The organism is Lysobacter niastensis (assembly GCF_031457115.1).
GTDB classification, from domain to species: Bacteria; Pseudomonadota; Gammaproteobacteria; order Xanthomonadales; family Xanthomonadaceae; genus Lysobacter_J; species Lysobacter_J niastensis_A.
In genome coordinates this window covers 327,012-348,328 of record NZ_JAVDVY010000003.1, presented here as the reverse complement: position 1 = coordinate 348,328, position 21,317 = coordinate 327,012, and the positions used below count along the sequence as shown (strand labels likewise).

The following is a 21,317-nucleotide window of genomic DNA, read 5'->3' as shown; positions in this document are numbered from 1 at the left end:
GCGCGGATTCGCAGCTGCACACCCGAGCCATCCATCAGCATCATTGTGGCGAGCGCCTTCGAGTCAGCCGCGCCCATACCGCCCCCGACGCCAGACTGACCAGCCCCAGCCCGGCAACCAGCCCCTTCTCCCGCACGCGGGAGAGGGCTGAGTGAGGGCGCTCTGCGCGCAGCAAGCACGCCACTCCATGGGACTTCGCTCATGTGCGAGAGCCATCCCATTCTGCTGCTCTAAACCCATTGCAACCCTGCGCTATCCTCCTTCCGGGGACGGCCGCCATGGCCGGGAACAAGGGGGTTCCATGCACAACACCTTCGCCGGTGTCCGCCGCCGTTTGGGCGCGACAAACCTGGGTTCGAAAGCCGCACGCCTGCTGTTGGCCGCCGCCATGCTGGTCTGCTCGCTCGATGCCGCCGCGATGCGCCTGATCGAACCCGGCGAAGACCCCAAGCTCGCCGCGGGCGAGGGCTTGGTGGTGCTGTCGATCGATGTCAGCGCCCCCGTCAGCGCCGTGCGCATCGGCGAAGTCGGCGGCGGCACGGCCAAGGTGATCAGCGCCCTGCGCTTCGGCCGCAACGTGCGCCTGTATGCCGCCAAGGCCGGCGAGTACCGCTGGACCGAAGTCGATGTGTTCACCTGGTACACCCGCGTGCGCTTCACGCTGCGCTCGGAGGACTATCGATTCAAGGTCGTGCCCGGAAAGATCATCTACCCGGGCGACCTGATCCTGCGCCCGTCCTCGTGGAGCTACACCAGCATCCACGTCGCCAACCATTCGCTGCCGGTGATCGACTGGCTGGAAACCCAGCACGCAGCCCTCTACAAGCAGTTGCCCTTCGAATACCAGGGCCTGTATCCCGATCCGTTCCCCGCGTACTACCGCACCGCGCGCGCGGGCAACACGCAGCCGCCTGACCAGCTCAACGGCGGCCGCGAACCGCCCAAGCCCGGCACGCTGCCGTTGCCGGTCGACCTGCTGTGGAAGCCCAACCGCGTCGTTGCCGTCGGCCTCAATCCTGCCGGCGACCTGCTGGCCGAGACCGTGCGCGACGGGGACAAATGGGCCATCTACCTGATCGACCTCAAGTCCGGCACGTCCGAGCGGCTGGGCATTTCGAGCAGCCCGGCCTATCTGCTGATGTGGAAGGACGACCGCACGCTGATCGCCGCCCCCGGCAGCGGCCGTCAGGAGCACGTCGTGTACCGCATCGGCGACAGCGACGGCACTCGCCACAAGGTCGAGCGCCTGCGCATCGAAGGCACGGGGCGCGTCGTCGACCTGATGCCGGCGGCGCCCGGCATGATCCTGTTCGAAGGCTTCGACAGCCGCGGAAAACTGGCGGTGCACCTGGTCGCATTGAGTGGCAACAAGACGATCAGCGGCTTCGCCAATGCCAGGAGCCGCGACCGCCTCAACGTCGGCGTCGAGAACGACCTGGGCTGGTACGCCGACGGCCACGGCCGCCTGCGCGTGGCCATGGCCAGCCGCGACGAAACCCTGGTGCTGATGCACGGCAAGAACGGCGTCTTCAACGAGGTGTGGCGTTCCAAGGCCGAGGGCGGATTCGAGCCCGCCGGCCTGTCGTTCGACGGCGAGACCATCTACGGCTTCACCGACGACGAGCGCAGCCAGCGCGACCTGGTCGCGTTCGACCCGGCCACGCGCAAGGTCACCCGCACGTTGTTCTCCAAGCCCGGCGTCGACGTGGTGGGCATGTTGTTCGATGACCGCCGCGAACCCGTCGCCGCGCGTTACTACGAGTCCGGCCGGCTGGTCACCGAGTACTTCGACAGCGCCAGCCAGCAGACCGAGCGGCAACTGCAGGCGGCATTTCCCGGCCGCGCCGTTCGCATGATCGATCGCAGTGGCGATGGCCAACAGTTGATCCTGTGGGTCGATGCCAGTGATCGTCCGCCGCAGATGTACCGCTACGACGGCACCCGCAAGCGCGCCGAACTGCTGGAAGACATCGCCCCCTGGTTGTCCGACAAGACCTTCGCCCCGACGCATGTCATCACGGCCAAGGGCAGTGACGGGCTGCCCATCGAGGCCTTCCTCACCCTGCCGCCCGGCACCGGCAAGCGTCCGGTGGTGGTGTACCCGCACGGCGGGCCCGAGGGCGTCAGAGACGACACGCATTTCAATCGCGACGTCCAGTTCCTGGCCTCGCAGGGCTATGGCGTGCTGCAGGTCAACTTCCGCGGCTCGGACGGTTACGGCAAGGCCTTCCGCGACGCCGCCCGCGGCAACTTCGGCCGCATGATCGAAGACGACATCGACGCCGCCCTGCGCGTCGCACTGGCCGCCTATCCGCTGGACGACAAGCGCATGTGCATGATGGGCGCCAGTTACGGCGGCTACTCCGCGCTGGTGTCGGCGATGCGCTGGCCCGGCCGCTACCGCTGCGCGGTGTCGATGTCCGGCGTCAGTGATCGCGCGCTGGTGTTCACCTCCAGCGACTTCATGCGCGATGCGGAGTCCCGCAAGGTACAGGAGCGCCGGATGGGCAACCCGAACACCGACATGGAGCAGATCCAGGCCGTCTCGCCGCTATACCACACGCGCCAGCTCGACCTGCCGCTGATGCTGGTGCACGGCCGCGAGGACGTGCGCGTCGACTTCGAGCACACCCGCCGCCTGGTGCGCATGCTCAACCTGGAAGGCCGTCCGCCGGTCGTGCTGGCCTTTCCCGACATGGGCCACGGCTTCGACGATCCGATCGCACTCGACATCGCCTGGACCGGCATCGCCGGGTTCCTGAAAGCCAACCTCGGCGACCAGCCCGCGCCGGCCGCTGCCAGCGCATCGCCTGCACCGACCACGCCCAGCCCCGCCACGGTCAACGCGGGGCAGGGAGGGGCGAAATAAAGGTCACGCCGGCGCCATTCGTCAGTCCGTGACTCGTGATCAGCGTCCTGGGTCGGGCTCGTGCCGTTTCGGGCAGTCGTTCTCGGCTGATGGCGGAAAGACGTGAGAACTTAACCGGGTCGCGACGGACACACGGCTGCCCACGAAGAAAGGAGTCAAAGAGGGCGACTCAACAATCCGGCCCGGGCCAACGGTGGGGGGCACCGTTCGCACCGCAAACAGCCGACTTGCTGCTGCCGGGGTAGCTTTGCGCCATCAAAGGTGAGGGATTCATGACACGGATCGGTAATGCCTTGGCTGGCATCGCGTTGGGGGGCGCGATGCTTGCCGTCACCGTTCACGCACACGCGGCCAGTCGCGCGCCAGCGCCCGTAGCACCGACGCCCGAAAGCGGCGTCGTGCACGTGACGCAGGCCAAGGCGGCCGCCTATCGCGACGTGCTGGCGAAGTTCGACGCCGCCATCCGCGCCCAGCCTCGCGACGCGGCCATCGCCGTAGCACGTTGCAGGTTCATCGAGAACTTCACCGATGAGGATTACGGCGAGTACGTCGAGTCCGCACCGGACGACTTCGAAGCCTGTGCGAAAGCGCTTGAATCGGAATGGCCCAACGAGCCCGTCGCACAACTGTTCGCACTCCAGCGGCTGTGGGGCGAGGACGCGGTGGAGCAGGGCGAGAAGCTGGTCGCCGTTTCCAGGGACTGGCCCACGCCGCTGCGTCGCGCGTTGCTGAGCAAAGTGTCCGACGCACTGCAAGGCGAGGACCAGCCCGAGCGCGCCGGCGAACTGGCCGTCATGGCCGCATTCCTCGGCGAACCCTCCAGCGTGGCGACGGCGGTCACCCATCTCGCCAGGCGCAAGGAGTTCGCCGCGGCCACGGCCCTGCTGCGCGACGCACCGCTGGCGGACGGGGCCTGGCCTGCGCGCAAGCGCATCGAAGCCGCCCTGGCGCTGCCGGACCCGCAGGCCGCGCTGGCGGAACTGCGCCGCTATGCCGGTGCGCAATTCGAGATCGCCCCGGCCATCGCCGCCCGCGCCTACCTGCGTGCGGGCGACGTCGCCACCGCAAGCAAGCTGCTCAGCGACGAGGACGACAAGACCGAAGCGCTGAAGCAGGTGCGTTTCGATGTCGCCATCGCCGCCAACGACATGCCTGCTGCGGCGCAACTGGTCGACATGACCGACACCGACCAGCTGGCCGCCAATGCCCAGCGGTTTGCCATCGTGGCCACGCGCGCGCCGGGCACGCTCATGACGCGTCCCATGCTCATGGCCTCGATGATCTGCCTGCTGGCCATCGGCATGATCGCGCTGCTGCCGGGCCTGCTGCTGGTGCCGATCCATTACCGCGGCCTGATTCGCGAGGTCAGCGGCAACGCGCCTTACGCGTTGTTCCACAGCATCGGACTGCGCCACGCCTGGTACGGCCTCGCGTTGATGCTGTGCGTGCCGCTGGTGGTCGCGGCGGTGGTCTCCCCCGACACGCTGGCGATGCTGCTGGGCGAGGAGTCAGTGCCGCCCCCGCAGGCCCTGTTCCGCATCACCGCCTGGGGCGCCGTCGTCGGCCTGTTGTGCACGTTACCGATCGTGTTTGGCATGGGCCGGCGAGAGGTCATCGGCGACCGTGCCGCGTTGAAGGCATGGTGGCGCGTGCTGCTGGCCTGGGCCATCGTGCTGGGCGTGGGCTGGCTGCTCGCCCTGTGGCACCAGTCGACCGGCGGTGGCGACGCGACCATGCAGATCAAAATGGTCGATGCGCTGGCCGCCGGCGCGCGCGATGCCGGTCCGTTGCTGACGCTGCTGGTCGTCGCGCTGCTGGCGCCGATCTTCGAGGAGATCATCTTCCGCGGCGTCGTACTCGGTGGCCTGTCGCGCTACATCAGCTTCGGCTGGGCAAACCTCCTGCAGGCCCTGATGTTCGCCGCCATCCACGACGACCTGACGCGCTTCCCGTACTACTTCACCCTCGGCCTGCTGGCCGGCGCACTGGTGAAGCGCACGCAGGCCCTCGGCCCGGCAATAGCTCTGCACGTCCTCAACAACCTGCTGGCGTTCTCGCTGCGCATGTGAGGTTGAGGCTCCACGCTTGTCTCCCTCCTCCGAGAGAGGAGGGCCGTGGTGGAGTTGCTCCTGCTGCCGGGAGATTGCCCGCGAGCCTGAGCCACATCGCCGGGAGTCGCCCCGCGTAACTCGCCCAACAGCCTCCGAGCCTCGCGCACGACGCCACTGAGCCTCGCGAACAGCGCGTTCTGCTTTGCGGTCGAGGCTCCAGAGCGTCATCGATTGATGCGAGGGTTTCCTCGCGCACAAGTCATTACAGGCTGATGTGCCCCCTGTAGTTGAACTTGAGGTTGACAACGTCGTCCTTGAACAGGATCACGCCTGTCGCCGTCGCGAAGTCCCCTGTGCCGCCCACGATCGGGTGGTGGCAGCGGCCGTGGAGCTCCTCCGCGAACGTCTCGTCCACGTACTTCGCCGTGAAGGTGTAGGTCGTCTCAAAGGTTCCGCACTTCGTACCGTTCAGGCAGCCGACGAAGATCTCGGTTCCCTGCTCTATATACGTGCCGCTCGGGTTGAACTTGGATGCGGAGACGTACGTGTACCAGCAGCCCTCCAGACCCCCGTCGGAGAGCTCGATCGGAGGGTAATCCCCCAGATCGCCGGGTGGACTCCCGGCCGGCGGTTGACACGCGTTGTTGAACACGCCGATTCCGGATACCTGCGTGTTCCCCGGACCCGCACTCGCGGGTATCGCCAGGGCGGCGAACACCAATGCCGCCACAGCAGCCGTGAGTGTCGTGGCTCGCAGCCAGTCAGAGACGTGGCGGGCGATGCGGACAGACTTCATCGTAAACATGATGCTTCTCCATTGACGTGATGTCGGTGCATTCTTTCTAGTCAACAGCTGACTCTTGGCGCTTCCGTGGCCATGGGCTGAGAAAGGCACGACGTCCTTCCGCCTGGCCCCGAGCCAGCGCCGGGGCCAAGCGTGCGGACCCACTACTTCGTACGATTCTCGTTGGTGCCGCCCCTGCAGGCTCCGGACTTACCCGGGAAGCCATGCTCCAGGCCGTAGAGCTTCCAGGAGTCCGCCGCGGTCTGGACCTGCTTCAACATCTGGCCCATCGGATCTGTCGAGTCGAAATCATTCAACCCGCTGTAGGCGCAGTTCGAGTTCGCGTTCTCCCGGGCTCCGGTGTAGTTCGTGTTGTCCAAGGTGCCCGGCGGACCCTTCACTTCACCCGCGAACCCGATGGTCGAGCCACCCAAAAGGGTGACGGTACAGAACGAGATCGCGAACAAACGTGTCTTGCTCATCTTCGCTTCCTCTTGCAAAAAAACAGGGGTTGGGGTGCACCCCCTGAAGTGCACGTTCTGGTTTTTGCGCTCCATCTCAACGACACATCTGCTTGCAGGCAGATGTCCAAGTCCGTGCTGGCATGGAGCCTCAACGAAGCCGTGACACTGCGGCGGCCACGCGCGAGCAACGAGATGTCTAGTGGCGCTTCCGAGATCCGCGGTTTCGATCAGATCAGCCGCGCGCGTGCGACACGAGCCGCTTCGCGTAAGCGAAGCGCCCCTCATGTCGGTGGTTCTTGGAAACAGTGCGGGCGTCCATTTGCACAGTCCAACCCGCGCAGTCCGGGCGTCTGTCCGCTCCTTCCAGGAGACAGCGTTCCCCCGTGGGCGATGGCGACGCTCAGGGGACGGCCGACACCGCGCTGCGCCGGGCACTTCCGGCGTGGCAACCCCGCGGGGAGATTCGCCATGAACAAATTGCAGAAGGGTTTCGCGGTCCTGTTGCTGACGGTGTCCGGCGTTGTGTGCGCACAGGAGTTGCCATATTCGGAAGGGCCGGTATCGGTCGTCACCCGGGTGAAGGTGATGGACGGGCAGTTCGACAACTACATGTCCTACCTGCAGAAGTCCTACCGGCCGGTGATGGAAGCGCAGAAGAAGGCCGGCAACATCATCAGTTACTCCATCTACGATGCCAGCCCGCAGGGCCCCAGCGACGCCGACCTGTACCTGGTCGTGCGCTACGCGAACATGGCCAGCTTCGATGGGTTGCGCCAGCGCTCGGAGCCGGTGGCGCTGAAGGTCAACAACCAGACGCGCGAGCAGGCCAACGAGGCCACGGCATCGCGCGCCAAAATGCGGGAGATCCTGGGCAGTGAGGTGGTGCGGGAGTTGGTGCTGTCGCCATAGGAGGTGCTGTCGCCGTAGGAGGCGACGCGGAGGAGGTGGTTGTGCCGACGATCAGGCACGCCACCTGCGATTACATCCGCTGGGACGTCATCCTTGCGGAAGCCGGGATCCATTTTGGTTTTGCCTTTGCGTGTGTCCGTGAAGCCAAAGAGCAAAAGCAAAACGGATCCCAGCTTCCGCTGGGATGACGACTCGCCCGATGCCGTCCGCCATGCGGGATGCTGACGACGCCACGTCAGGCCAGCGTGCCGCTAAGCGCCGGCTTCCAGAACCTGCGCGCGATGCTTTCGAAGCCCTGGGCCGTGGGGTGGATCTCGTTCTCCCATTGCTGCTGGCTCCTCAACGCGCCGCGTGAGTCGATCAGGATCATGTTGGCGTGCTGCGAGACGAACGCGCGCAGCTCGCGCGTGAACTGATCGATCAGCCAGTGGGTGACCACGCGTTGGCGTTTTGGATCGGTGAGGCCTACCTGGTCCAGGTATGGCTTGACCCAGGGTTGCATCTTGATCGGCCCCAGCTTGTAGCCGACGCCCGATGGCCAGATGTAATCGTAGGTGTGCAGATAGATGATCGACTGGGGTGAGTACAGGTCGCGGCACTGCACCACCTCCTTGATGTCCTTGATCGCATAGCGCAGCGCGTGTTCGAAGGTTTCCAGGCGGATGTGGTCGAAGACCGGCACCGGAATCTCCCCCCAGGCCGAGTTGCCCGGTGATTGCGGTTGGATGGGCGTCTTGACGAACTCCCTCAGTTCTTCGCCGACGATGTCGTTGCCGCCGGTCGAGAGGAGAATCGCGTCGAAGCGATAAGTGCCGATCTCGCGCTGGATGCGCGGCATGGCCGCCTTCCACATCGCACTGTCGCGCCCGGCCACGCCTTCGCGCAGAAACAGCGTGCCCTTGAAGAGCTTGGCGATCTGCTTGTTGAGGTCGGTAGGGTGTGGCGGGTATTGGAACCAGGAGTCGCCGAAGCACAGCGCCCGTCGCGCTTCCTTGTGCGTCTCCACCGCCTTGTGGAATTGCACAAGCGCCAGGTTATTGCGTCCGATGGCCATGGGCCTCTCCTTGTCGTCTCGACGGATGAGTGGGATTACGGAGGCGGTTTCGGGCCCCGGCCACCCATGGCGCCTGGCCAGGCGGTTATCTTTCCCCCTTCGCAGAGGAGGACGCGCATGTCTCGAAGGACTCTGGTCGCCGTGGCCATGTTGCTCGCGGCTGCCATCGCCGGTAGCGCCTGTGCCGGTGAGGCGACAGAAGCGAAGGTCATCGGGGCCTATTACCCGGGCGGCTCGGCCGGGCGCTATCCGGTGGACAAAATCCCGGCCGACAAATTGACGCACCTGTTCTACGCCTTCGCGCGGATCGAGGACGGGCACTGCGTGGTCGGCGCGGATGCGGACGCGCATTTCGCCGCATTGAAGGAGCTTAAGCGGCAGCACCCGAAGCTGCGCACGCTGATCTCGATCGGCGGCTGGGAAGCGGGCGGGTTTTCCGATGCGGCGCTCAGCGCGGCCAGCCGCAAGCGTTTCGTGGACTCGTGCATCGCGCTGTTCTTCGAGAAGCACCGTGGCAGCTTCGATGGCGTCGATATCGACTGGGAGTTCCCGGTCCAGGGCGGGCCGCCGGAGATCGCCGCGCGGCCGCAGGACCGCCACAACATGACCCTGCTGGCGCAGGAGTTCCGCCGCCGGCTGGATGGCCTTGGCAAGGCACGCGAACAGCCGATGCTGCTGACCGCGGCGCTGCCGGCCGGACGCATGCAATCGGCCGGCGCCTACGACCCGGCGCGCAGCTTCGAGCTGGCGACGCTGGCCAGGACGCTCGATTTCATCAACCTGATGACCTACGACATGGGCACCGGGTTCTCCAAAGTCTCCACCTTCAACGCACCGTTGCGCGAAGACCCCGCCGACCCGCTCGACCCGGCGCTGCGCCGCTGGAACAACGTCGATGGCGCGGTCGATTACTACCGCGAGCATGGCGTGCCCGCCGACAGGCTGGTGCTGGGCGTGCCGTTCTATGGGCGCGGCTTCCGTGTGATCGGCGAGGGCAGGGACGGCTTGTACCAGCCTTACGGTGCTCCGTACGAGGTGGGGAGCTGGGCGTCCATCAAGACCAGGTTGCTCGGTGCCCCCCAGTGGCAACAGCACTGGCATCCGATCGCGCAGACGCCGTGGTTGTTCAACGCCGCCGAGCGCGTGTTCGTCAGCTACGAAGACCCGAAGTCGATCGGCATCCGCGCGCAGTTGGCGAAGGATCGAGGCCTGCGTGGGGTCTTCATGTGGGAGCTGACCGGCGACGACGAGGAGCACAGCCTGCTGGATGCGATGGTCGGACCGTTTGAATGAGAAGCCCGCCAGCCTGACGCCCCGCGCCGCAAAATGAACCCGGCCCCTTCCCCTCATGGGGCCCCCAGGCACCGCCGCCGCCTGAACGGGCCCCGTTCCCAGTGGCCCAAACCGGCCACCCCGGCGCCTCCCAATGCGAGAATGCCGCCCCGGTCCGCGCCGCCCGCGCCTGGACCCATTCCCTGGATTCCATGAAGACTCCTGCCGCATTGCAGGCGCTGATCGACGACGGCGTCATCGACGAAGTACTGCGTCCGCTCAAGAGCGGCAAGGAAGCGGCCGTGTACGTGGTGCGCAGCGGCTCTGAGGTGCGCTGCGCGAAGGTCTACAAGGACATGGCGCAGCGCAGCTTCCAGCAGCGCGTGCAGTACCAGGAAGGGCGCAAGGTGCGCGGCAGCCGCGAGGCTCGTGCGATCGGCAAGGCGACCAAGTACGGCCGCAAGCAGCAGGAAACCGCCTGGAAGAACACCGAGGTCGACGCGCTGTACCAGCTGCGCGAGGCCGGCGTGCGCGTGCCTGAACCGCACGGCTATTTCCACGGCGTGCTGGTGATGGAACTGGTGACGGACGCGAACGGGTTTTCGGCGCCGCGGCTGGGCGAGGTCGAACTCACTGCGGAGCAGGCGCGCGAGTTCCACGCGGTGCTGGTGCGGCAGGTAGTGCGGATGCTGTGTTGCGGCCTGATCCACGGCGACCTGTCGCAGTACAACGTGCTGGTCGGCCCGGATGGCCCGATCGTGATCGACTTCCCGCAGGTGGTCAGTGCCGCGGGCAACAACGCCGCGCGGCGGATGCTGCTGCGCGACGTCAACAACCTCACCGCGAGCCTGGGTCGCTGGGCGCCGGAACTGCTCGAAACCTGGTACGGCGAGGAAATGTGGGCGCTGTTCGAGGCCGGTTCGCTGCAGCCCGACAGCGTGCTCACCGGTGAGTTCGAGCACGACGAGCGTCTTGCCGACATCGACAGCGTCCGCGACGCGATCAACGAGGCCCGCGACGAGGCCCTGATCCGCCAGCAGGGACGCGAAGAGGCGGCCCTGGCCGACTGAGGGTCCGCGTCCGCGGGTGCGGGCCCAGAACTTGCACGGCATCGGCCGCCGGAAACGATACCTATAATCCGAGTCGTCTCGGCCGGACGTTGTATCGGGCTCCAGCGCCTCATGCGACCCGCGGTATACGGGACCCGGCATCTCCTTTTGGAGTTCGGATGCTCCGATGCGCAACCACCTCGCCAGCGGAATCCTCGGTGCGAGGCACGCGATCAACCCCGCCAGGTTGCGTGCGGCGTGGGACCTCATCGGCAACGACGTGGGCCGTCACGCTGGCTTGCGCCTGCTCGACGATTACGATCCGGACAAGCGCCCGATCGTGATGATCCATGGGCTGGGAGGCAGCCAGCTTGCGTGGGCCCAGCTGTCGAACGAAATACGCAGTGATCCCGAACTGCGCGCCTGCTTCCAGGTCTGGCATGTGCTCTACCACGCCAATGCACCGACGCTGGCGCTGCGTCGCCGCGTGCAGCGCTATCTCGACGGAGCGTGGAGTGCGCTCGATCCAGAAGGCGGTGCTGCGGCGCGGTCGGGAATCGTCCTGATCGGACACAGTCTTGGTGGTGTGGTCGCGCGAATGCTGTGCGTGGAGAGCGGAGACGCGCTTTGGTCCACCGCGTTCACCGTGCCGCCCCAAACTGTGCAGGCAAACACGGCGGATGGAACGGACATCGAAAGCGTGTTTCGTTTCCAGCCGTATCCAGGTGTTTCCCGCGCTATTTTCATGGCGGCACCACATAAGGGCAGCCCCAACGCCGACCTGTGGCTTGGGCGGCTGTTCCGCGCCCTGGTGGGCGGCAGGTCTCCGGAAATACAGTCGCTGAGCCGCTTTGCGCGCGACCACCCCGACATGGTGAACGAGGCGTTGCGCGTGACCTATCAGCAGGCCAGGGTCAACAGCATCAGCACGCTGCAGGTGTCGCAACCCATTCGCCGCGCTGGCGAGTCGCTGATGCCGGTAGCCGGCATCGATTACCACACCATTGCCGCCTTCCTGCCAGATTGGGAGCCTGCAAGCGATGGCGCGGTGCCGCTGAGCAGTGCGCTGCTTCCAGGCGCGGCATCGACGCTGGTCCTCAAATCGGGGCACGACGTTTACGACCACGATCAGGCCGTGGCGGAAGTGCTGCGGATTCTTCGGGAGGATCTCATCGAGCGTGGCAGCGGTTCGACCGAGGCGCCCCGCAAGTCCACTGCAGTGGGTTAGGTCCCGATGTCGTGGATCTCGGTCGCGGGCCCGTCAGTGGCCGGCGTCGATTGGCTGCCGTGCATAGCGACCGGGAGGCTGCCCCACGTGCCGGCTGAACGCCGTGCTGAACGTGCTTGCCGAGCCGTAGCCGACCCGTTCGGCGACTTCGGCGAGCCCGACATCGTGGTGGCGCAGCAGGTTCTTCGCGACGGCCATGCGCCAGGTGAGCAGGTATTCCATCGGCGTCGCGCCGACGGTTCGCGTGAAGCGCTCGTAGAAAGCCGACCGTGAAAGCGCGGCCCGCTTGGCCAGTTGCTCCACCGTCCACGAATGCGCGAGTCGGTCGTGCATCTGCCGGATCGCGGGCGCGAGTCGCGGATCGGCCAGCCCGCGCAGCAGCCCGGGAGGCGCGTGTTCGCCCGACGCCGACCGCAGCGCTTCGATCAGCAGCACTTCCACAAGGCGCGTAAGCACGAGCTCGCGGCCTGGCCTGCGCTCGCCCGATTCCTCGCCGACCAATCGCACCAGCATGGTCAGACGCTCGGCGCCGCGCACATGCACCACCGTGGGAAGCAGCGACACCAGCAACACCGCATCGGGTGAATCGAAGACGAAGTAACCGCCGAGCAAGCGCACGTCGGGGCGTCCGCCTCGAGTGCCATGGCGGACTTCGCCTGTCGGCGAGGCGGCTACCTTCGGATCGATGTGCTCGGGCGTCACCGGCTCGAAGCCTGATAGCGTGAAGCCCGGCGTCGCCGGCAACAGCACGAAGTCACCGGCTTCGAGCACAAGGGCAGGGTGACCGTCGACGGCGAGACGGCAACTCCCTTCAAGCACCGCGCAGAAGCTGGGCTGGCCGTAATCCGAGTAGCGCACGCCCCAACGGCCGGCGCCGCTGATGCGCTTGGAGAACACGGTACGCGGCTGCAGCAGCGCGATGACTTCCGACAGTGGGTCGCTCATGGCTGGACGATCGCCAATGAAGTCCGGACGCCTGATGGTAGAGCGTCCGGCGCGCTTCATCCATCGTAGCCGCATTGCTTCCCCACTCGGATACAGATCATGAAAACCGTGCTGATTACAGGCTGCTCCTCTGGTTATGGGCTGGAGACCGCGCGCCATTTCCACGCGCAGGGCTGGAACGTGATCGCGACCATGCGAACGCCGCGCGAAGACCTGCTGCCCAGGTCGGAGCGGATGCGCGTGCTGGCGCTGGACGTGACCAGCACCGACAGCATCGCGGCCGCGCTCGACGCCAGCGGGCCGATCGACGTGCTGGTCAACAATGCGGGCATCGGGGTCGTCGGCGCATTCGAGGCCACGCCGATGTCCACGGTACGGGAAGTGTTCGAGACCAACACCTTCGGCGTGATGGCGATGACCCACGCGGTGCTGCCCCAGCTCCGCTCGCGCCGCTCGGGCGTGGTGGTGAATGTCACCTCGAGCGTGACGTTGGCGCGGATGCCGTTGGCTGCGGCGTACACCGCGAGCAAGGCGGCCATCGAAGGCTTCACCGGTTCGCTGGCGTTCGAGCTGGAGGCCTTCGACGTCCTCGTGAAGCTGGTCGAGCCCGGCTATGGCCCGACGACGGGTTTCACCAGCAACGGCGCACCGCGAATGGCGGGCCTGATTCCCGAGATCTATGCGCCGTTTGCCGAGCGCGTGTTCGCTGGCTTTGCGCAGCCGACCGCCGTGACGAAGGAATCGGATGTGGCGCAGGTGGTGTGGCGTGCTGCGAACGATACGACCGGACAGCTGCGGTTTCCCGCGGGTGCAGATGCGGTGGCGCTGGCCCAGTCGAGATGAACAGTCCTCGCCACCAGGAGGCGGCCGGCTGTCCAAGGTGCCTGCGGCTCGAACCCAAAATGCCAAACCGACAACAAAAGGACGAACTGCTCGATCTCCAGTAGGGTGGAAAGGAGGGGAGTCGACCTTCTCCTCGGGCAACAAGAAGCGGTAGGCTGGCACCTGCTTTCGTATGCCCGCATGCAAGGACTAGCCCGTGACCATACTCAGCCTAGCGCTCGCCGCTGCATCGGCCGCGACCACCGTGTCGCCTGCGATCGAACCGACCACCCGCGCCGCGATCGAAGCGACTTGCTTCGACTATGTCGACGGCCAATTGGAGGGCGATCCTGAGCGTGTCGCCCGCTCGCTGCACCCCGATCTCGCCAAGCGACGCGTGCTGGGCGAAACCCCAGACGAACGCCTGGGCCTGCGTCGCATGAGCAGGGACGAATTGGTCGAACTGACGCGGCAGGGCGCGCTGAAGACGCCGAAGGAACAATGGGATCGCTCATGCACCGTGCTGGACGTCGCCGGCAATGCCGCGGTGGTCCGCGCGGAAACCCCATGGTTCGTGGATTTCTTCCACATGGGCAAGTTCGGCGATCGCTGGATCATCATCAATGCGCTTTGGTATCCGAAGCCCAAGTGAATGCTTGGTCTGGGCAGGTGCGAGGTGCGTGCGTGGCAATAGACATCGGGAACAATCAAGGAAGAGGGCCGGTAAGCCAGGACCCCGAGTTGCTGCGCCGTCTGCTGCGCGCGAAGGACCGGATCGATGCCGCCTCGCACGAGGAGTGGCCCGTGCGCCGGCTGGCGAACGTGAGCTGCGTCTCGCAGGCCCACTTTGCGCGATCGTTCAAGGATGCCTTCGGCGTCCCGCCGCACCGCTACCTGCTCACGCGCCGCATCGAGCGGGCCACGGCGCTGTTGCGCGACACGGACCAGTCCATCACCGACATCGCGTTCCAGACCGGCTGGAAGAGCCTGGGAACGTTCGGGCGCACGTTCCGCGACGTCACCGGTGAGAGTCCGGGTGAGTTCCGTGCGCGGGCGCAGGCCGCCGCGCACGAGCTCGAGTGGGTGCCGGCCTGCTTCGTCAGCGCCGCCCACCGGCCCGATCTCACGATCGCAGTTTCGGAGAAGCGACGACAGGAGGCGGGCGGTATCGTGAGCGGGTCCAAAGAAAAGGAGGTCCCATGAGCCAGGGTGTCGGAGTAGTCGGTCTTTACGTTCGCGATCAGGACGAGGCCGTTGAGTTCTATGTCGGAAAGCTCGGATTCCGCGTCCATACCGACGCGCGCAACGGCAACTACCGCTGGCTCACGGTGCAGCACCCTGAGCAGCCGTCCTTCCAGCTCGGCCTGTTCACGGCGGAGCAGCCCATGCTCGACGCGGCGACCGTGCAGACCTTGCGCGAGATCGTGGCGAAGGGCGCCATGCCGCCGCTGGTGCTCGTCGTCGACGACTGTCGCGCCGCCTTTGAGCGCATGCGCGCCCGTGGGGTGGAGTTCACGCAGGACCCGATGGAGCGCTACGGCAGTGTGGACGCCGGTTTCCGCGATCCGTCGGGGAATGGGTGGAAGATGATCGAGGCGCGCCGCTGAGGCAGGGCGCGCGTCGAGGTGCTTGTCGGTTGCCCGCTGCGCTGCGGGCCGGTCCTTCTTCGAGGAGATCCCATTGAACTGGAACCACTGGATTCGGCAGATCCACCGCTGGGTGGCCATCGCCTTCACGGTGACGGTCATCGCCAACTTCGTCGCGATCGCACAGAGGGCAGGCGGGATGCCTCCGCCCTGGATCACTTACTCGCCGCTGCTCCCGCTCGCCGTGCTCCTGCTCACGGGCCTGTACCTGTTCGTGCTGCCGTATGCCGCCAGGTGGCGCAGCAGGTGACGCACGGCCGTAGTGCTAACCAGCGTATTCAACGAAAAGGGCGAAGGACAACTACCATGAAGAAAGCGGCAACCACCCTTGGCAAGGGCGACCCGAAAGAAGGACAGGGAGAAGGCTCTGCCTCTGAGCTGATCGATGCGAGGATCAATGAGCTCAGCGATTGGCGCGGCGAGACGCTCGCCCGGATCCGGATGCTCATCCAGCAGGCCGATCCCGAAGTAGTCGAAGAATGGAAGTGGAGGGGAGTTCCGGTGTGGTCGCACGCCGGAATCATCTGCACCGGCGAGACGTACAAGAGCGCCGTGAAGATGACCTTCGCCAAGGGCGCGTCGTTGGAGGACCCTTCGCGCCTGTTCAACTCCAGCCTCGACGGCAACACCCGGCGCGCCATCGATTTCCACGAGGGCGACAGGATCGATGAAGACGCGCTTAAGGCACTCATCCGCGCCGCCGTGGCGCTGAACACTTCTTCGCGGGCCCAGAAGAGGACAAACTCTGGAAGGTAGAACCACCTGATGCGCGGAGCACATCGGTGCGCGGAGGACTGTGATGGGCGCGAACGAAAGCGATTCCCCACGGGGGCTGTGCACCTCGGATGAGGCGATTGCGCGCCTGAAGGAAGGCAACGCCCGCTTCGTTGCCGGCCACGCGCGGTTCCCGACCGTGCAGAAGGACATCCTGGCGGACCTCGTGACCATCGGCACGCGAGGCCCCGTGGTGCTCGCGCATACTCGGCCGCGAGCAAATACGCATTGGATCGGCTATGACCACTCGCAGGAATTTCCTCGCCGGCGCCGCGACCGCTGCCGGCAGCATCGCGCTGGGGCTGAGGACAGTCGCCGCGGCCGCCGTGCCCGATGCGACGCCCAGGGCGACCACGTCCGGCGCGGAGGGGCTGGATCTGTCCGTGCAGCCAGGTCGCGTGTTCAAGCGCCGTTCCGACCGGAACGCGCTGCGCACTGACAACTGGCTGTTCAACCTCGTGCTTCTTTCCGCGTCGGATGACAAGCCGATGCTTGATTCGCTGGTGGTGCGTTGCCTGTCGGGTGGCGAGGTGCGGCGCACGACCATCTGGCCGGCCGCTGTGGTCGGCAGCGCCAACCTGCTGGCGGCCGCACCGATGCCGGCGAAGGAAGGCGGGTGGATGGTGGCTGCATTCCGCATCGCCGATGCCGTGCCCGCGGACCTGGCGGTCGATCGGGTGGACTGCGAACTCCACTGCCGCACCGCGGACGGTGCGCAGCACTTCACGAAATCCGTGCCGTTGCAGGCGTACGCGCAGAAGACGCGCCTCGTCTTTCCCTTCGAGGGGCGCGGGATGATCTCGCAGGGCGGTGCCTGGAACGACGGGCACCGCAACCGCAGCGGCATGTTCGCGGTCGATGCCATCGGCCTCGCCGACCTGTACGCAGCCATGCACGCGCAGGGCGATGAGTCGTCCGCGGCAGCGGGTTGGGGACGCCCGATCATCGCACCTGCGGCCGGCACGATCGTGGTCGCGCGCAACGATCGCCCGGACCAGCCCGTGCTGGGCGTGTCCGATCCGAAGTTCTTCGTGGCGGAATTCCCGAATGGCGGCGACCCGGGAAATCACGTCGTGATCGATCACGGCAACGGCGAGTTCAGCCTGCTCTGCCACATGCAGCACGGCAGCGTGAAGGTCGCAGAGGGCCAGCGGGTGGAGCAGGGGCAGGAGATCGGCCTGCTCGGAAGTTCAGGCGATTCCAGCAGTCCGCACGTGCACCACCAACTGCAGGACGGTCCTCATTGGACGAGCGCGGATGCCTTGCCGCATGAGTATGCGAATGGGCCGAAGGGGCAGCACGATCGTGGGGTGTTCTTCAATGCTGTGCGGTAGGGCGGGAGGCAATTCGTGTGAGGTTGGTTGATCGGTGCCAACCCATGTCGGGGCCAGGCCGGTGTCTGGGCCGCGCGATTACCAAACCAAGTCGTCGGGCACCTGGAACTGCGCGTAATACGCATCGTCTTCGGAGGTTGCGGCCGAGGGCTTGGTGTCCACGTCCCAACCGTGATCGAGCACGATCATGCTGGCGTCGCGTTCCCGCACCTTGTCGGCGGCCGCGCGCGGCAACAACTCGTAGCGTTCGTCCAGGCGGACGATCACCAGTGCGCCGGAGGACAACTTCTTTCGCAGGTCCTCGTTGATCAGCAGTGTGCGGATGGCGCCGTCTGCGGTGAAGCGGTACTCACTCTCACCCGAGCGCGGTACTTTCCTGTCCTCGATGATCTGCCGCGCCTGGGCACGAAGTTCAGTAATGCGTGCCTGGGCTTTTCGCTCTGCAGCGAGTGCGCGGTCCCGCTCGGCCTTTTCGACCCGTGCCCGCTCCGCTTCCAACTGGATTTCGCTAGGCTCGGATGGCCCTTTGGCATGCCGGGCTTTGTTCTGCTCGCGCGCCACCTCGGCCACCTTGGCCTTCTTGACCAGACCCGCCTTGAGCAGCTGTTCCTGAAGGGGATTCGCCTTCGCCATGTCGCAGTTTGCTGCTGAGGATTTCCGCCCCATCATACTACCGTCCCCGCCGCCCGCCTCCCCTGTACTGATGGAAGCTTTGAAGTACCTCGCCGGCTACCCACAACACGTGCAGACGCGGGTGCGCGAATTGATCGAGCATGGGCGGCTGGGCGCGATGCTGGCCGACAAGTATGGCCAGCCCCACACCGTGCGCAGCGACGGCCAGTTGTACGAGTACGTCCAAACGCTCAAAGACCGGCATCTGCGAAAATCGGTGCCGCTGGGCAAGGTGATCTACGACGGCAAGCTGCAGGTGGTGAAGCACGCGCTCGGTACCCACACTGCCATCTCTCGGGTACAGGGCGATCGGCTCAAGGCCAGTCGCGAGATTCGCATTGCCACTGTTTTCCGCGATGCGCCCGCCGAGTTCCTGAGGATGATCGTGGTGCATGAACTGGCGCACCTGAAGGAAGCCGAGCACAACAAGTCCTTCTATCAGCTGTGCACGCACATGGAGCCTGACTACCACCGGTTGGAGTTCGATTTGCGCCTCTACCTGACTCATCTTGATGCCGGGCGATCTGCCGTCGAGGGCGAGAAGCAGTCCTGAATGTCCGCGTCTGGCCGGTAGCGGACATCGGGGTTACCCGGGCGCCGGGGCCGGTGCTAACGTCCGCTTTCGACCCATAGCGGACACCCGCCAGTGTCTATGTCTGCTGCGATACTGCGGCTATGTCTTCCGCACCCAGCGCGCGGCCCGCGATGCCCCAGCCACCCTCTGCCGCTTCTGTCAGCAGCACCCACACGCGGTCTGGAGGCACGGCGCTGGAAGCAGCTACAAGTGTCGTGAGGCGGGCGACCGCATCCCTCTGCTTGTCGCGATCAAGCGCGGCGTGAGGCGTCAGAACTTGCACGCGGACGCAGGCGCCATCGCCGTTGACATCTGCGAGGAACAGCACGTCGTGCACAAAGGCGGCGGTGTTCGCCCGAAATATCTGGAGGTCAGGTAACCGCTCCGCGGCCATGAGTTCACTGGCAGCTTCGCGAGCGAGGCGCGCGGGATCGGCAAAGGTGCCGGGCGAAGCGTAGATGTCGATCATAGGCATGACAGGGAGATCCGTAAGCGGCGGGGGAAAGCGGCCGACCTCGAAGGCCGACCGGGGTTTTACTAGTGAATCCCCCCATACGCTTAGAGGTGCGGTCGAGGCGTCAAATCACTGGAAGACGGTCGATTCAGGTCTTGTTTGTCGGTGGCGATATAAGCGTATGCGATGTTTCTTGGGCGCGAAGAGTCATCTGTGGAGGTCAGCAATGTCCAGCCAGCATGGGCAGCAGGAACGAAGAGCGGTAGTACACCGCTGATTCAGTCGACCGGGGGTGAAGGCACTTTTGCGTGAATCCTGAACGTCCGCTTCTGGCCGAGAGCGGACCTTCAGGCTGAGATCTTGAGGCAGGGCTAACGACCTCTTCCGACCCTGAGCCACCATTCAAGCGGTTCAGCCTGCTTGATCCCTGTGCGAAACCAGGTGCGGCGCAGTAGCCTGTCGCGATGGACTCCCTGATTGCTGCCGCCGGGCGCGCGCTGGTCGCCGGCGACGCGCTCGGCGCCCTCAAGCGCGTCGCTCTGCGCGACGACCCGCCGGCGCTCGCCCTGCGCGGCATCGCGATGGCCCAGCTTGGCGAGTATCCGCGCGCCCGCGAACTTCTCCGGCGCGCCGCGCGTGGCTTCGGCGCGCGCGAGGAGTTGGCGCGCGCCCGCTGTGTCGTTGCGGAGGCCGAGGTGGCCCTCGCCATGCGCGAGCTGGGCGGCTCGCCGCGTACGCTCGCGCAGGCCGCGGCCGCGCTGGACGCTCGTGCCGATCACGCCAATGCGCTGCAAGCGCGCCTGATCGCGGTGCGCCGGCTGCTCCTGCTCGGCCGCCTCGAGGAGGCCGCATCCTCGCTGGCCGGCCTCGACACGCTCGACCTGCCGCCATCGCTGGCGGCGGTGGCCGAACTGGCCACGGCCGAAGTGGCGTTGCGCTCGTTGCGAACGGCGGCGGCGCGGGCGGCGCTCGGCCGCGCCTTCGATGCGGCGCAACGCGCACGTGTGCCTGCGCTCATCGCCGAGGTGGACGAGGCGCGCGCCGCGCTCGATCGTTCCGCTGCCCGGCGTATCCACGCCGGCCACGAGCAACCATTGCGCCTCGACGAGGTCGAAGCGCTGCTGGCCTCGGGCGCGCTGGTGGTCGATGCCTGCCGGCGCGGGCTGCGCGCCGGTGATGTTTGGCAATCGCTGGCGCGCCGACCGGTGTTGTTCGCATTGCTGCGCGCGCTTGCGCAAGGCTGGCCCGGCGATGTCGATCGCAACGACCTGATCGCGCGCGTCTTCCACACCCGTGGCCTCGACGAGACACACCGCGCACGCCTGCGCGTCGAGATCAGCCGGCTGCGCGCGCTGGTCGCGCCGCTGGCGGATATCGAGGCCACTGCGCACGGTTTCGCACTCGTGCCGCGCGATGGGCGAGCCGTCGTCGTGCTGGTGCCCCCCATCGATGGCGACCAGGCGTCGCTGCTGGCGCTGCTCGCCGATGGCGCGGCCTGGTCCACTTCGGCCATCGCGCTGGCCCTCGGCGACAGCCAGCGCACGGTACAGCGTGCGCTCGTCGAACTTGAGGCCTCCGGGGAGGTGCGCTCGATCGGTCGCGCACGCGCGCAGCGCTGGCTGGCACCGCCATTGGTCGGATTCACGACGATCTTGTTACTCCCCGCCGCGCTGCCGCCTGAGTAGATTGTCCCTGCGGCGCCAAGACGGGCGCCATCAGGAGCCAGGCAATGACCCGCACCCCAGGCATGACAGACGAGGCGACAGGGCAGCTACCGGCGCGCGCCGCTGAAATCGTGCGCGAGTACGGCCCGTTCGACGGCGTCGAACAGATCGGCGGCGTCACCTACGACGGCCGCCGCGTGTGGGCCGCCGCCGGATCCAAGGTGCTCGCCTTCGACCCCGACAGCGGCGAGGTCGCGCGCACGCTCGACTGCGCCGCCCACGCCGGCACCGCCTTCGACGGTACCTACCTCTATCAGATCGCCGAGGCGCGCATCGACAAGATCGATCCCGCCACCGGCAGCGTCGTGGCGTCGATCCCCTCGCCGGGCGAAGGCCGCGACTCGGGTCTGGCCTGGGCCGAAGGCAGCCTGTGGGTAGGGCAGTACCGCGATCGCAGGATCCACCAGGTCGATCCCGAAACCGGCGCCGTCGTGCGCACGATCGAGTCCAACCGATTCGTCACCGGCGTGACCTGGGTCGACGGCGAGTTGTGGCACGGCACCTGGGACGGCGACGAGAGCGAACTGCGCCACATCGACCCGGACAGCGGCGCCGTGCTCGAGCGGCTCGAAATGCCGCCTGGCACGGGCGTCAGCGGGCTCGAGTCCGACGGCGCCGACCTGTTCTATTGCGGCGGCGGACCGAGCGGAAAGGTCCGCGCCGTGCGGCGACCGAAGCGAGTGGCGCCATGA

General features: G+C 66.4%; 22 protein-coding genes. 16 read left to right on the top strand and 6 right to left on the bottom strand.

Features of this window, described 5'->3' with window-relative positions; translation table 11 throughout:
* The first annotated feature begins 301 nt into the window (after positions 1 to 301).
* Together J2X06_RS16295 and J2X06_RS16290 are read left to right on the top strand one after the other, a co-directional pair.
* Complete coding sequence (locus J2X06_RS16295; protein WP_310064236.1) at positions 302 to 2,869, top strand: alpha/beta hydrolase family protein; 2,568 nt, start codon at positions 302 to 304, stop codon at positions 2,867 to 2,869.
* 272 nt (positions 2,870 to 3,141) lie between these two features.
* Positions 3,142 to 4,938: a CPBP family intramembrane glutamic endopeptidase gene (locus tag J2X06_RS16290; RefSeq protein WP_310064234.1), complete on the top strand. Its 1,797-nt coding sequence runs from the start codon at positions 3,142 to 3,144 to the stop codon at positions 4,936 to 4,938.
* Positions 4,939 to 5,182: 244 nt separating this feature from the next.
* Here J2X06_RS16290 and J2X06_RS16285 read toward each other — a convergent pair whose 3' ends face one another.
* Complete coding sequence (locus tag J2X06_RS16285) at positions 5,183 to 5,725, bottom strand: hypothetical protein (protein WP_310064232.1); 543 nt, start codon at positions 5,723 to 5,725, stop codon at positions 5,183 to 5,185.
* Between the two features lie 143 nt (positions 5,726 to 5,868).
* Complete coding sequence (locus J2X06_RS16280; RefSeq protein ID WP_310064230.1) at positions 5,869 to 6,186, bottom strand: hypothetical protein; 318 nt, start codon at positions 6,184 to 6,186, stop codon at positions 5,869 to 5,871.
* A 450-nt stretch (positions 6,187 to 6,636) separates the two neighbouring features.
* Here J2X06_RS16280 and J2X06_RS16275 point away from each other — a divergent pair, with 450 nt between their 5' ends.
* Positions 6,637 to 7,077, top strand: a complete 441-nt coding sequence (locus J2X06_RS16275; protein WP_310064228.1) for a hypothetical protein — start codon at positions 6,637 to 6,639, stop codon at positions 7,075 to 7,077.
* Positions 7,078 to 7,312: 235 nt separating this feature from the next.
* On the opposite strand, the gene J2X06_RS16270 is transcribed toward J2X06_RS16275, so the two are convergent.
* Positions 7,313 to 8,131, bottom strand: a complete 819-nt coding sequence (locus J2X06_RS16270) for a hypothetical protein (protein ID WP_310064227.1) — start codon at positions 8,129 to 8,131, stop codon at positions 7,313 to 7,315.
* 117 nt (positions 8,132 to 8,248) lie between these two features.
* Here J2X06_RS16270 and J2X06_RS16265 point away from each other — a divergent pair, with 117 nt between their 5' ends.
* From J2X06_RS16265 to J2X06_RS16255, 3 genes are all read left to right on the top strand, one after another.
* The gene (locus J2X06_RS16265) at positions 8,249 to 9,424 is read left to right on the top strand and encodes a glycoside hydrolase family 18 protein (protein WP_310064225.1); all 1,176 of its coding nucleotides are present in this window, start codon (positions 8,249 to 8,251) and stop codon (positions 9,422 to 9,424) included.
* 191 nt (positions 9,425 to 9,615) lie between these two features.
* Positions 9,616 to 10,473: a PA4780 family RIO1-like protein kinase gene (locus tag J2X06_RS16260; RefSeq protein WP_310064223.1), complete on the top strand. Its 858-nt coding sequence runs from the start codon at positions 9,616 to 9,618 to the stop codon at positions 10,471 to 10,473.
* A gap of 166 nt (positions 10,474 to 10,639) precedes the next feature.
* The gene (locus tag J2X06_RS16255) at positions 10,640 to 11,680 is read left to right on the top strand and encodes an esterase/lipase family protein (protein WP_310064221.1); all 1,041 of its coding nucleotides are present in this window, start codon (positions 10,640 to 10,642) and stop codon (positions 11,678 to 11,680) included.
* Between the two features lie 33 nt (positions 11,681 to 11,713).
* Here the strand turns inward: J2X06_RS16255 and J2X06_RS16250 are convergent, their stop codons facing one another.
* Positions 11,714 to 12,625 carry an AraC family transcriptional regulator gene (locus tag J2X06_RS16250; protein ID WP_310064219.1) on the bottom strand — a complete coding sequence of 304 codons (912 nt, stop codon included), beginning with the start codon at positions 12,623 to 12,625 and terminating at the stop codon, positions 11,714 to 11,716.
* A gap of 99 nt (positions 12,626 to 12,724) precedes the next feature.
* Between J2X06_RS16250 and J2X06_RS16245 the strand changes: the two genes are divergently transcribed.
* From J2X06_RS16245 to J2X06_RS16215, 7 genes are all read left to right on the top strand, one after another.
* Positions 12,725 to 13,468 (top strand): SDR family NAD(P)-dependent oxidoreductase, encoded by a 744-nt coding sequence (locus J2X06_RS16245; protein WP_310064217.1) that lies wholly within the window; start codon positions 12,725 to 12,727, stop codon positions 13,466 to 13,468.
* A 196-nt stretch (positions 13,469 to 13,664) separates the two neighbouring features.
* Entirely contained in the window at positions 13,665 to 14,099 is a 435-nt protein-coding gene (locus J2X06_RS16240) for a nuclear transport factor 2 family protein (RefSeq protein WP_310064215.1), read from the top strand.
* 89 nt (positions 14,100 to 14,188) lie between these two features.
* Positions 14,189 to 14,650, top strand: coding sequence for a helix-turn-helix transcriptional regulator (locus J2X06_RS16235; RefSeq protein ID WP_310064213.1), 462 nt, complete (start codon positions 14,189 to 14,191; stop codon positions 14,648 to 14,650).
* Positions 14,647 to 15,054 carry a VOC family protein gene (locus J2X06_RS16230; RefSeq protein ID WP_310064211.1) on the top strand — a complete coding sequence of 136 codons (408 nt, stop codon included), beginning with the start codon at positions 14,647 to 14,649 and terminating at the stop codon, positions 15,052 to 15,054. Before J2X06_RS16235 ends, J2X06_RS16230 begins: the two co-directional genes overlap by 4 nt.
* A 73-nt stretch (positions 15,055 to 15,127) precedes the next feature.
* Positions 15,128 to 15,343, top strand: coding sequence for a hypothetical protein (locus J2X06_RS16225; protein ID WP_310064210.1), 216 nt, complete (start codon positions 15,128 to 15,130; stop codon positions 15,341 to 15,343).
* 56 nt (positions 15,344 to 15,399) lie between these two features.
* Complete coding sequence (locus J2X06_RS16220) at positions 15,400 to 15,849, top strand: DUF1801 domain-containing protein (protein ID WP_310064208.1); 450 nt, start codon at positions 15,400 to 15,402, stop codon at positions 15,847 to 15,849.
* A 257-nt stretch (positions 15,850 to 16,106) separates the two neighbouring features.
* Complete coding sequence (locus tag J2X06_RS16215; RefSeq protein ID WP_310064206.1) at positions 16,107 to 17,201, top strand: M23 family metallopeptidase; 1,095 nt, start codon at positions 16,107 to 16,109, stop codon at positions 17,199 to 17,201.
* A gap of 78 nt (positions 17,202 to 17,279) precedes the next feature.
* On the opposite strand, the gene J2X06_RS16210 is transcribed toward J2X06_RS16215, so the two are convergent.
* A complete protein-coding gene (locus tag J2X06_RS16210; protein ID WP_310064205.1) occupies positions 17,280 to 17,834 on the bottom strand; it encodes a DUF2058 domain-containing protein in 555 nt (184 codons plus the stop codon).
* A gap of 70 nt (positions 17,835 to 17,904) precedes the next feature.
* On the opposite strand from J2X06_RS16210, the gene J2X06_RS16205 reads away from it, so the two are divergent.
* On the top strand, positions 17,905 to 18,426 hold the full coding sequence (locus tag J2X06_RS16205; protein ID WP_310064482.1) for a M48 metallopeptidase family protein: 522 nt from the start codon (positions 17,905 to 17,907) through the stop codon (positions 18,424 to 18,426).
* A 97-nt stretch (positions 18,427 to 18,523) separates the two neighbouring features.
* On the opposite strand, the gene J2X06_RS16200 is transcribed toward J2X06_RS16205, so the two are convergent.
* The gene (locus J2X06_RS16200; RefSeq protein ID WP_310064203.1) at positions 18,524 to 18,922 is read right to left on the bottom strand and encodes a tautomerase family protein; all 399 of its coding nucleotides are present in this window, start codon (positions 18,920 to 18,922) and stop codon (positions 18,524 to 18,526) included.
* A gap of 443 nt (positions 18,923 to 19,365) precedes the next feature.
* On the opposite strand from J2X06_RS16200, the gene J2X06_RS16195 reads away from it, so the two are divergent.
* Positions 19,366 to 20,586 carry a helix-turn-helix domain-containing protein gene (locus J2X06_RS16195; RefSeq protein ID WP_310064202.1) on the top strand — a complete coding sequence of 407 codons (1,221 nt, stop codon included), beginning with the start codon at positions 19,366 to 19,368 and terminating at the stop codon, positions 20,584 to 20,586.
* Positions 20,587 to 20,630: 44 nt separating this feature from the next.
* The gene (locus J2X06_RS16190) at positions 20,631 to 21,317 is read left to right on the top strand and encodes a glutamine cyclotransferase (RefSeq protein ID WP_310064200.1); all 687 of its coding nucleotides are present in this window, start codon (positions 20,631 to 20,633) and stop codon (positions 21,315 to 21,317) included.

What these genes read in the sequence shown, in the direction of transcription:
- J2X06_RS16245 (WP_310064217.1), top strand. Translation starts at nt 12,725, where the DNA reads ATGAAAACCGTGCTGATTACAGGCTGCTCCTCTGGTTATGGGCTGGAG.
- J2X06_RS16295 (WP_310064236.1), top strand. Translation starts at nt 302, where the DNA reads ATGCACAACACCTTCGCCGGTGTCCGCCGCCGTTTGGGCGCGACAAAC.
- J2X06_RS16275 (WP_310064228.1), top strand. Translation starts at nt 6,637, where the DNA reads ATGAACAAATTGCAGAAGGGTTTCGCGGTCCTGTTGCTGACGGTGTCC.
- J2X06_RS16290 (WP_310064234.1), top strand. Translation starts at nt 3,142, where the DNA reads ATGACACGGATCGGTAATGCCTTGGCTGGCATCGCGTTGGGGGGCGCG.
- J2X06_RS16220 (WP_310064208.1), top strand. Translation starts at nt 15,400, where the DNA reads ATGAAGAAAGCGGCAACCACCCTTGGCAAGGGCGACCCGAAAGAAGGA.
- J2X06_RS16280 (WP_310064230.1), bottom strand. Translation starts at nt 6,186, where the DNA reads ATGAGCAAGACACGTTTGTTCGCGATCTCGTTCTGTACCGTCACCCTT.
- J2X06_RS16260 (WP_310064223.1), top strand. Translation starts at nt 9,616, where the DNA reads ATGAAGACTCCTGCCGCATTGCAGGCGCTGATCGACGACGGCGTCATC.
- J2X06_RS16250 (WP_310064219.1), bottom strand. Translation starts at nt 12,625, where the DNA reads ATGAGCGACCCACTGTCGGAAGTCATCGCGCTGCTGCAGCCGCGTACC.
- J2X06_RS16285 (WP_310064232.1), bottom strand. Translation starts at nt 5,725, where the DNA reads ATGTTTACGATGAAGTCTGTCCGCATCGCCCGCCACGTCTCTGACTGG.
- J2X06_RS16265 (WP_310064225.1), top strand. Translation starts at nt 8,249, where the DNA reads ATGTCTCGAAGGACTCTGGTCGCCGTGGCCATGTTGCTCGCGGCTGCC.
- J2X06_RS16215 (WP_310064206.1), top strand. Translation starts at nt 16,107, where the DNA reads ATGACCACTCGCAGGAATTTCCTCGCCGGCGCCGCGACCGCTGCCGGC.
- J2X06_RS16210 (WP_310064205.1), bottom strand. Translation starts at nt 17,834, where the DNA reads ATGGCGAAGGCGAATCCCCTTCAGGAACAGCTGCTCAAGGCGGGTCTG.
- J2X06_RS16190 (WP_310064200.1), top strand. Translation starts at nt 20,631, where the DNA reads ATGACCCGCACCCCAGGCATGACAGACGAGGCGACAGGGCAGCTACCG.
- J2X06_RS16205 (WP_310064482.1), top strand. Translation starts at nt 17,905, where the DNA reads ATGGAAGCTTTGAAGTACCTCGCCGGCTACCCACAACACGTGCAGACG.
- J2X06_RS16195 (WP_310064202.1), top strand. Translation starts at nt 19,366, where the DNA reads ATGGACTCCCTGATTGCTGCCGCCGGGCGCGCGCTGGTCGCCGGCGAC.
- J2X06_RS16270 (WP_310064227.1), bottom strand. Translation starts at nt 8,131, where the DNA reads ATGGCCATCGGACGCAATAACCTGGCGCTTGTGCAATTCCACAAGGCG.
- J2X06_RS16200 (WP_310064203.1), bottom strand. Translation starts at nt 18,922, where the DNA reads ATGCCTATGATCGACATCTACGCTTCGCCCGGCACCTTTGCCGATCCC.
- J2X06_RS16255 (WP_310064221.1), top strand. Translation starts at nt 10,640, where the DNA reads ATGCGCAACCACCTCGCCAGCGGAATCCTCGGTGCGAGGCACGCGATC.
- J2X06_RS16230 (WP_310064211.1), top strand. Translation starts at nt 14,647, where the DNA reads ATGAGCCAGGGTGTCGGAGTAGTCGGTCTTTACGTTCGCGATCAGGAC.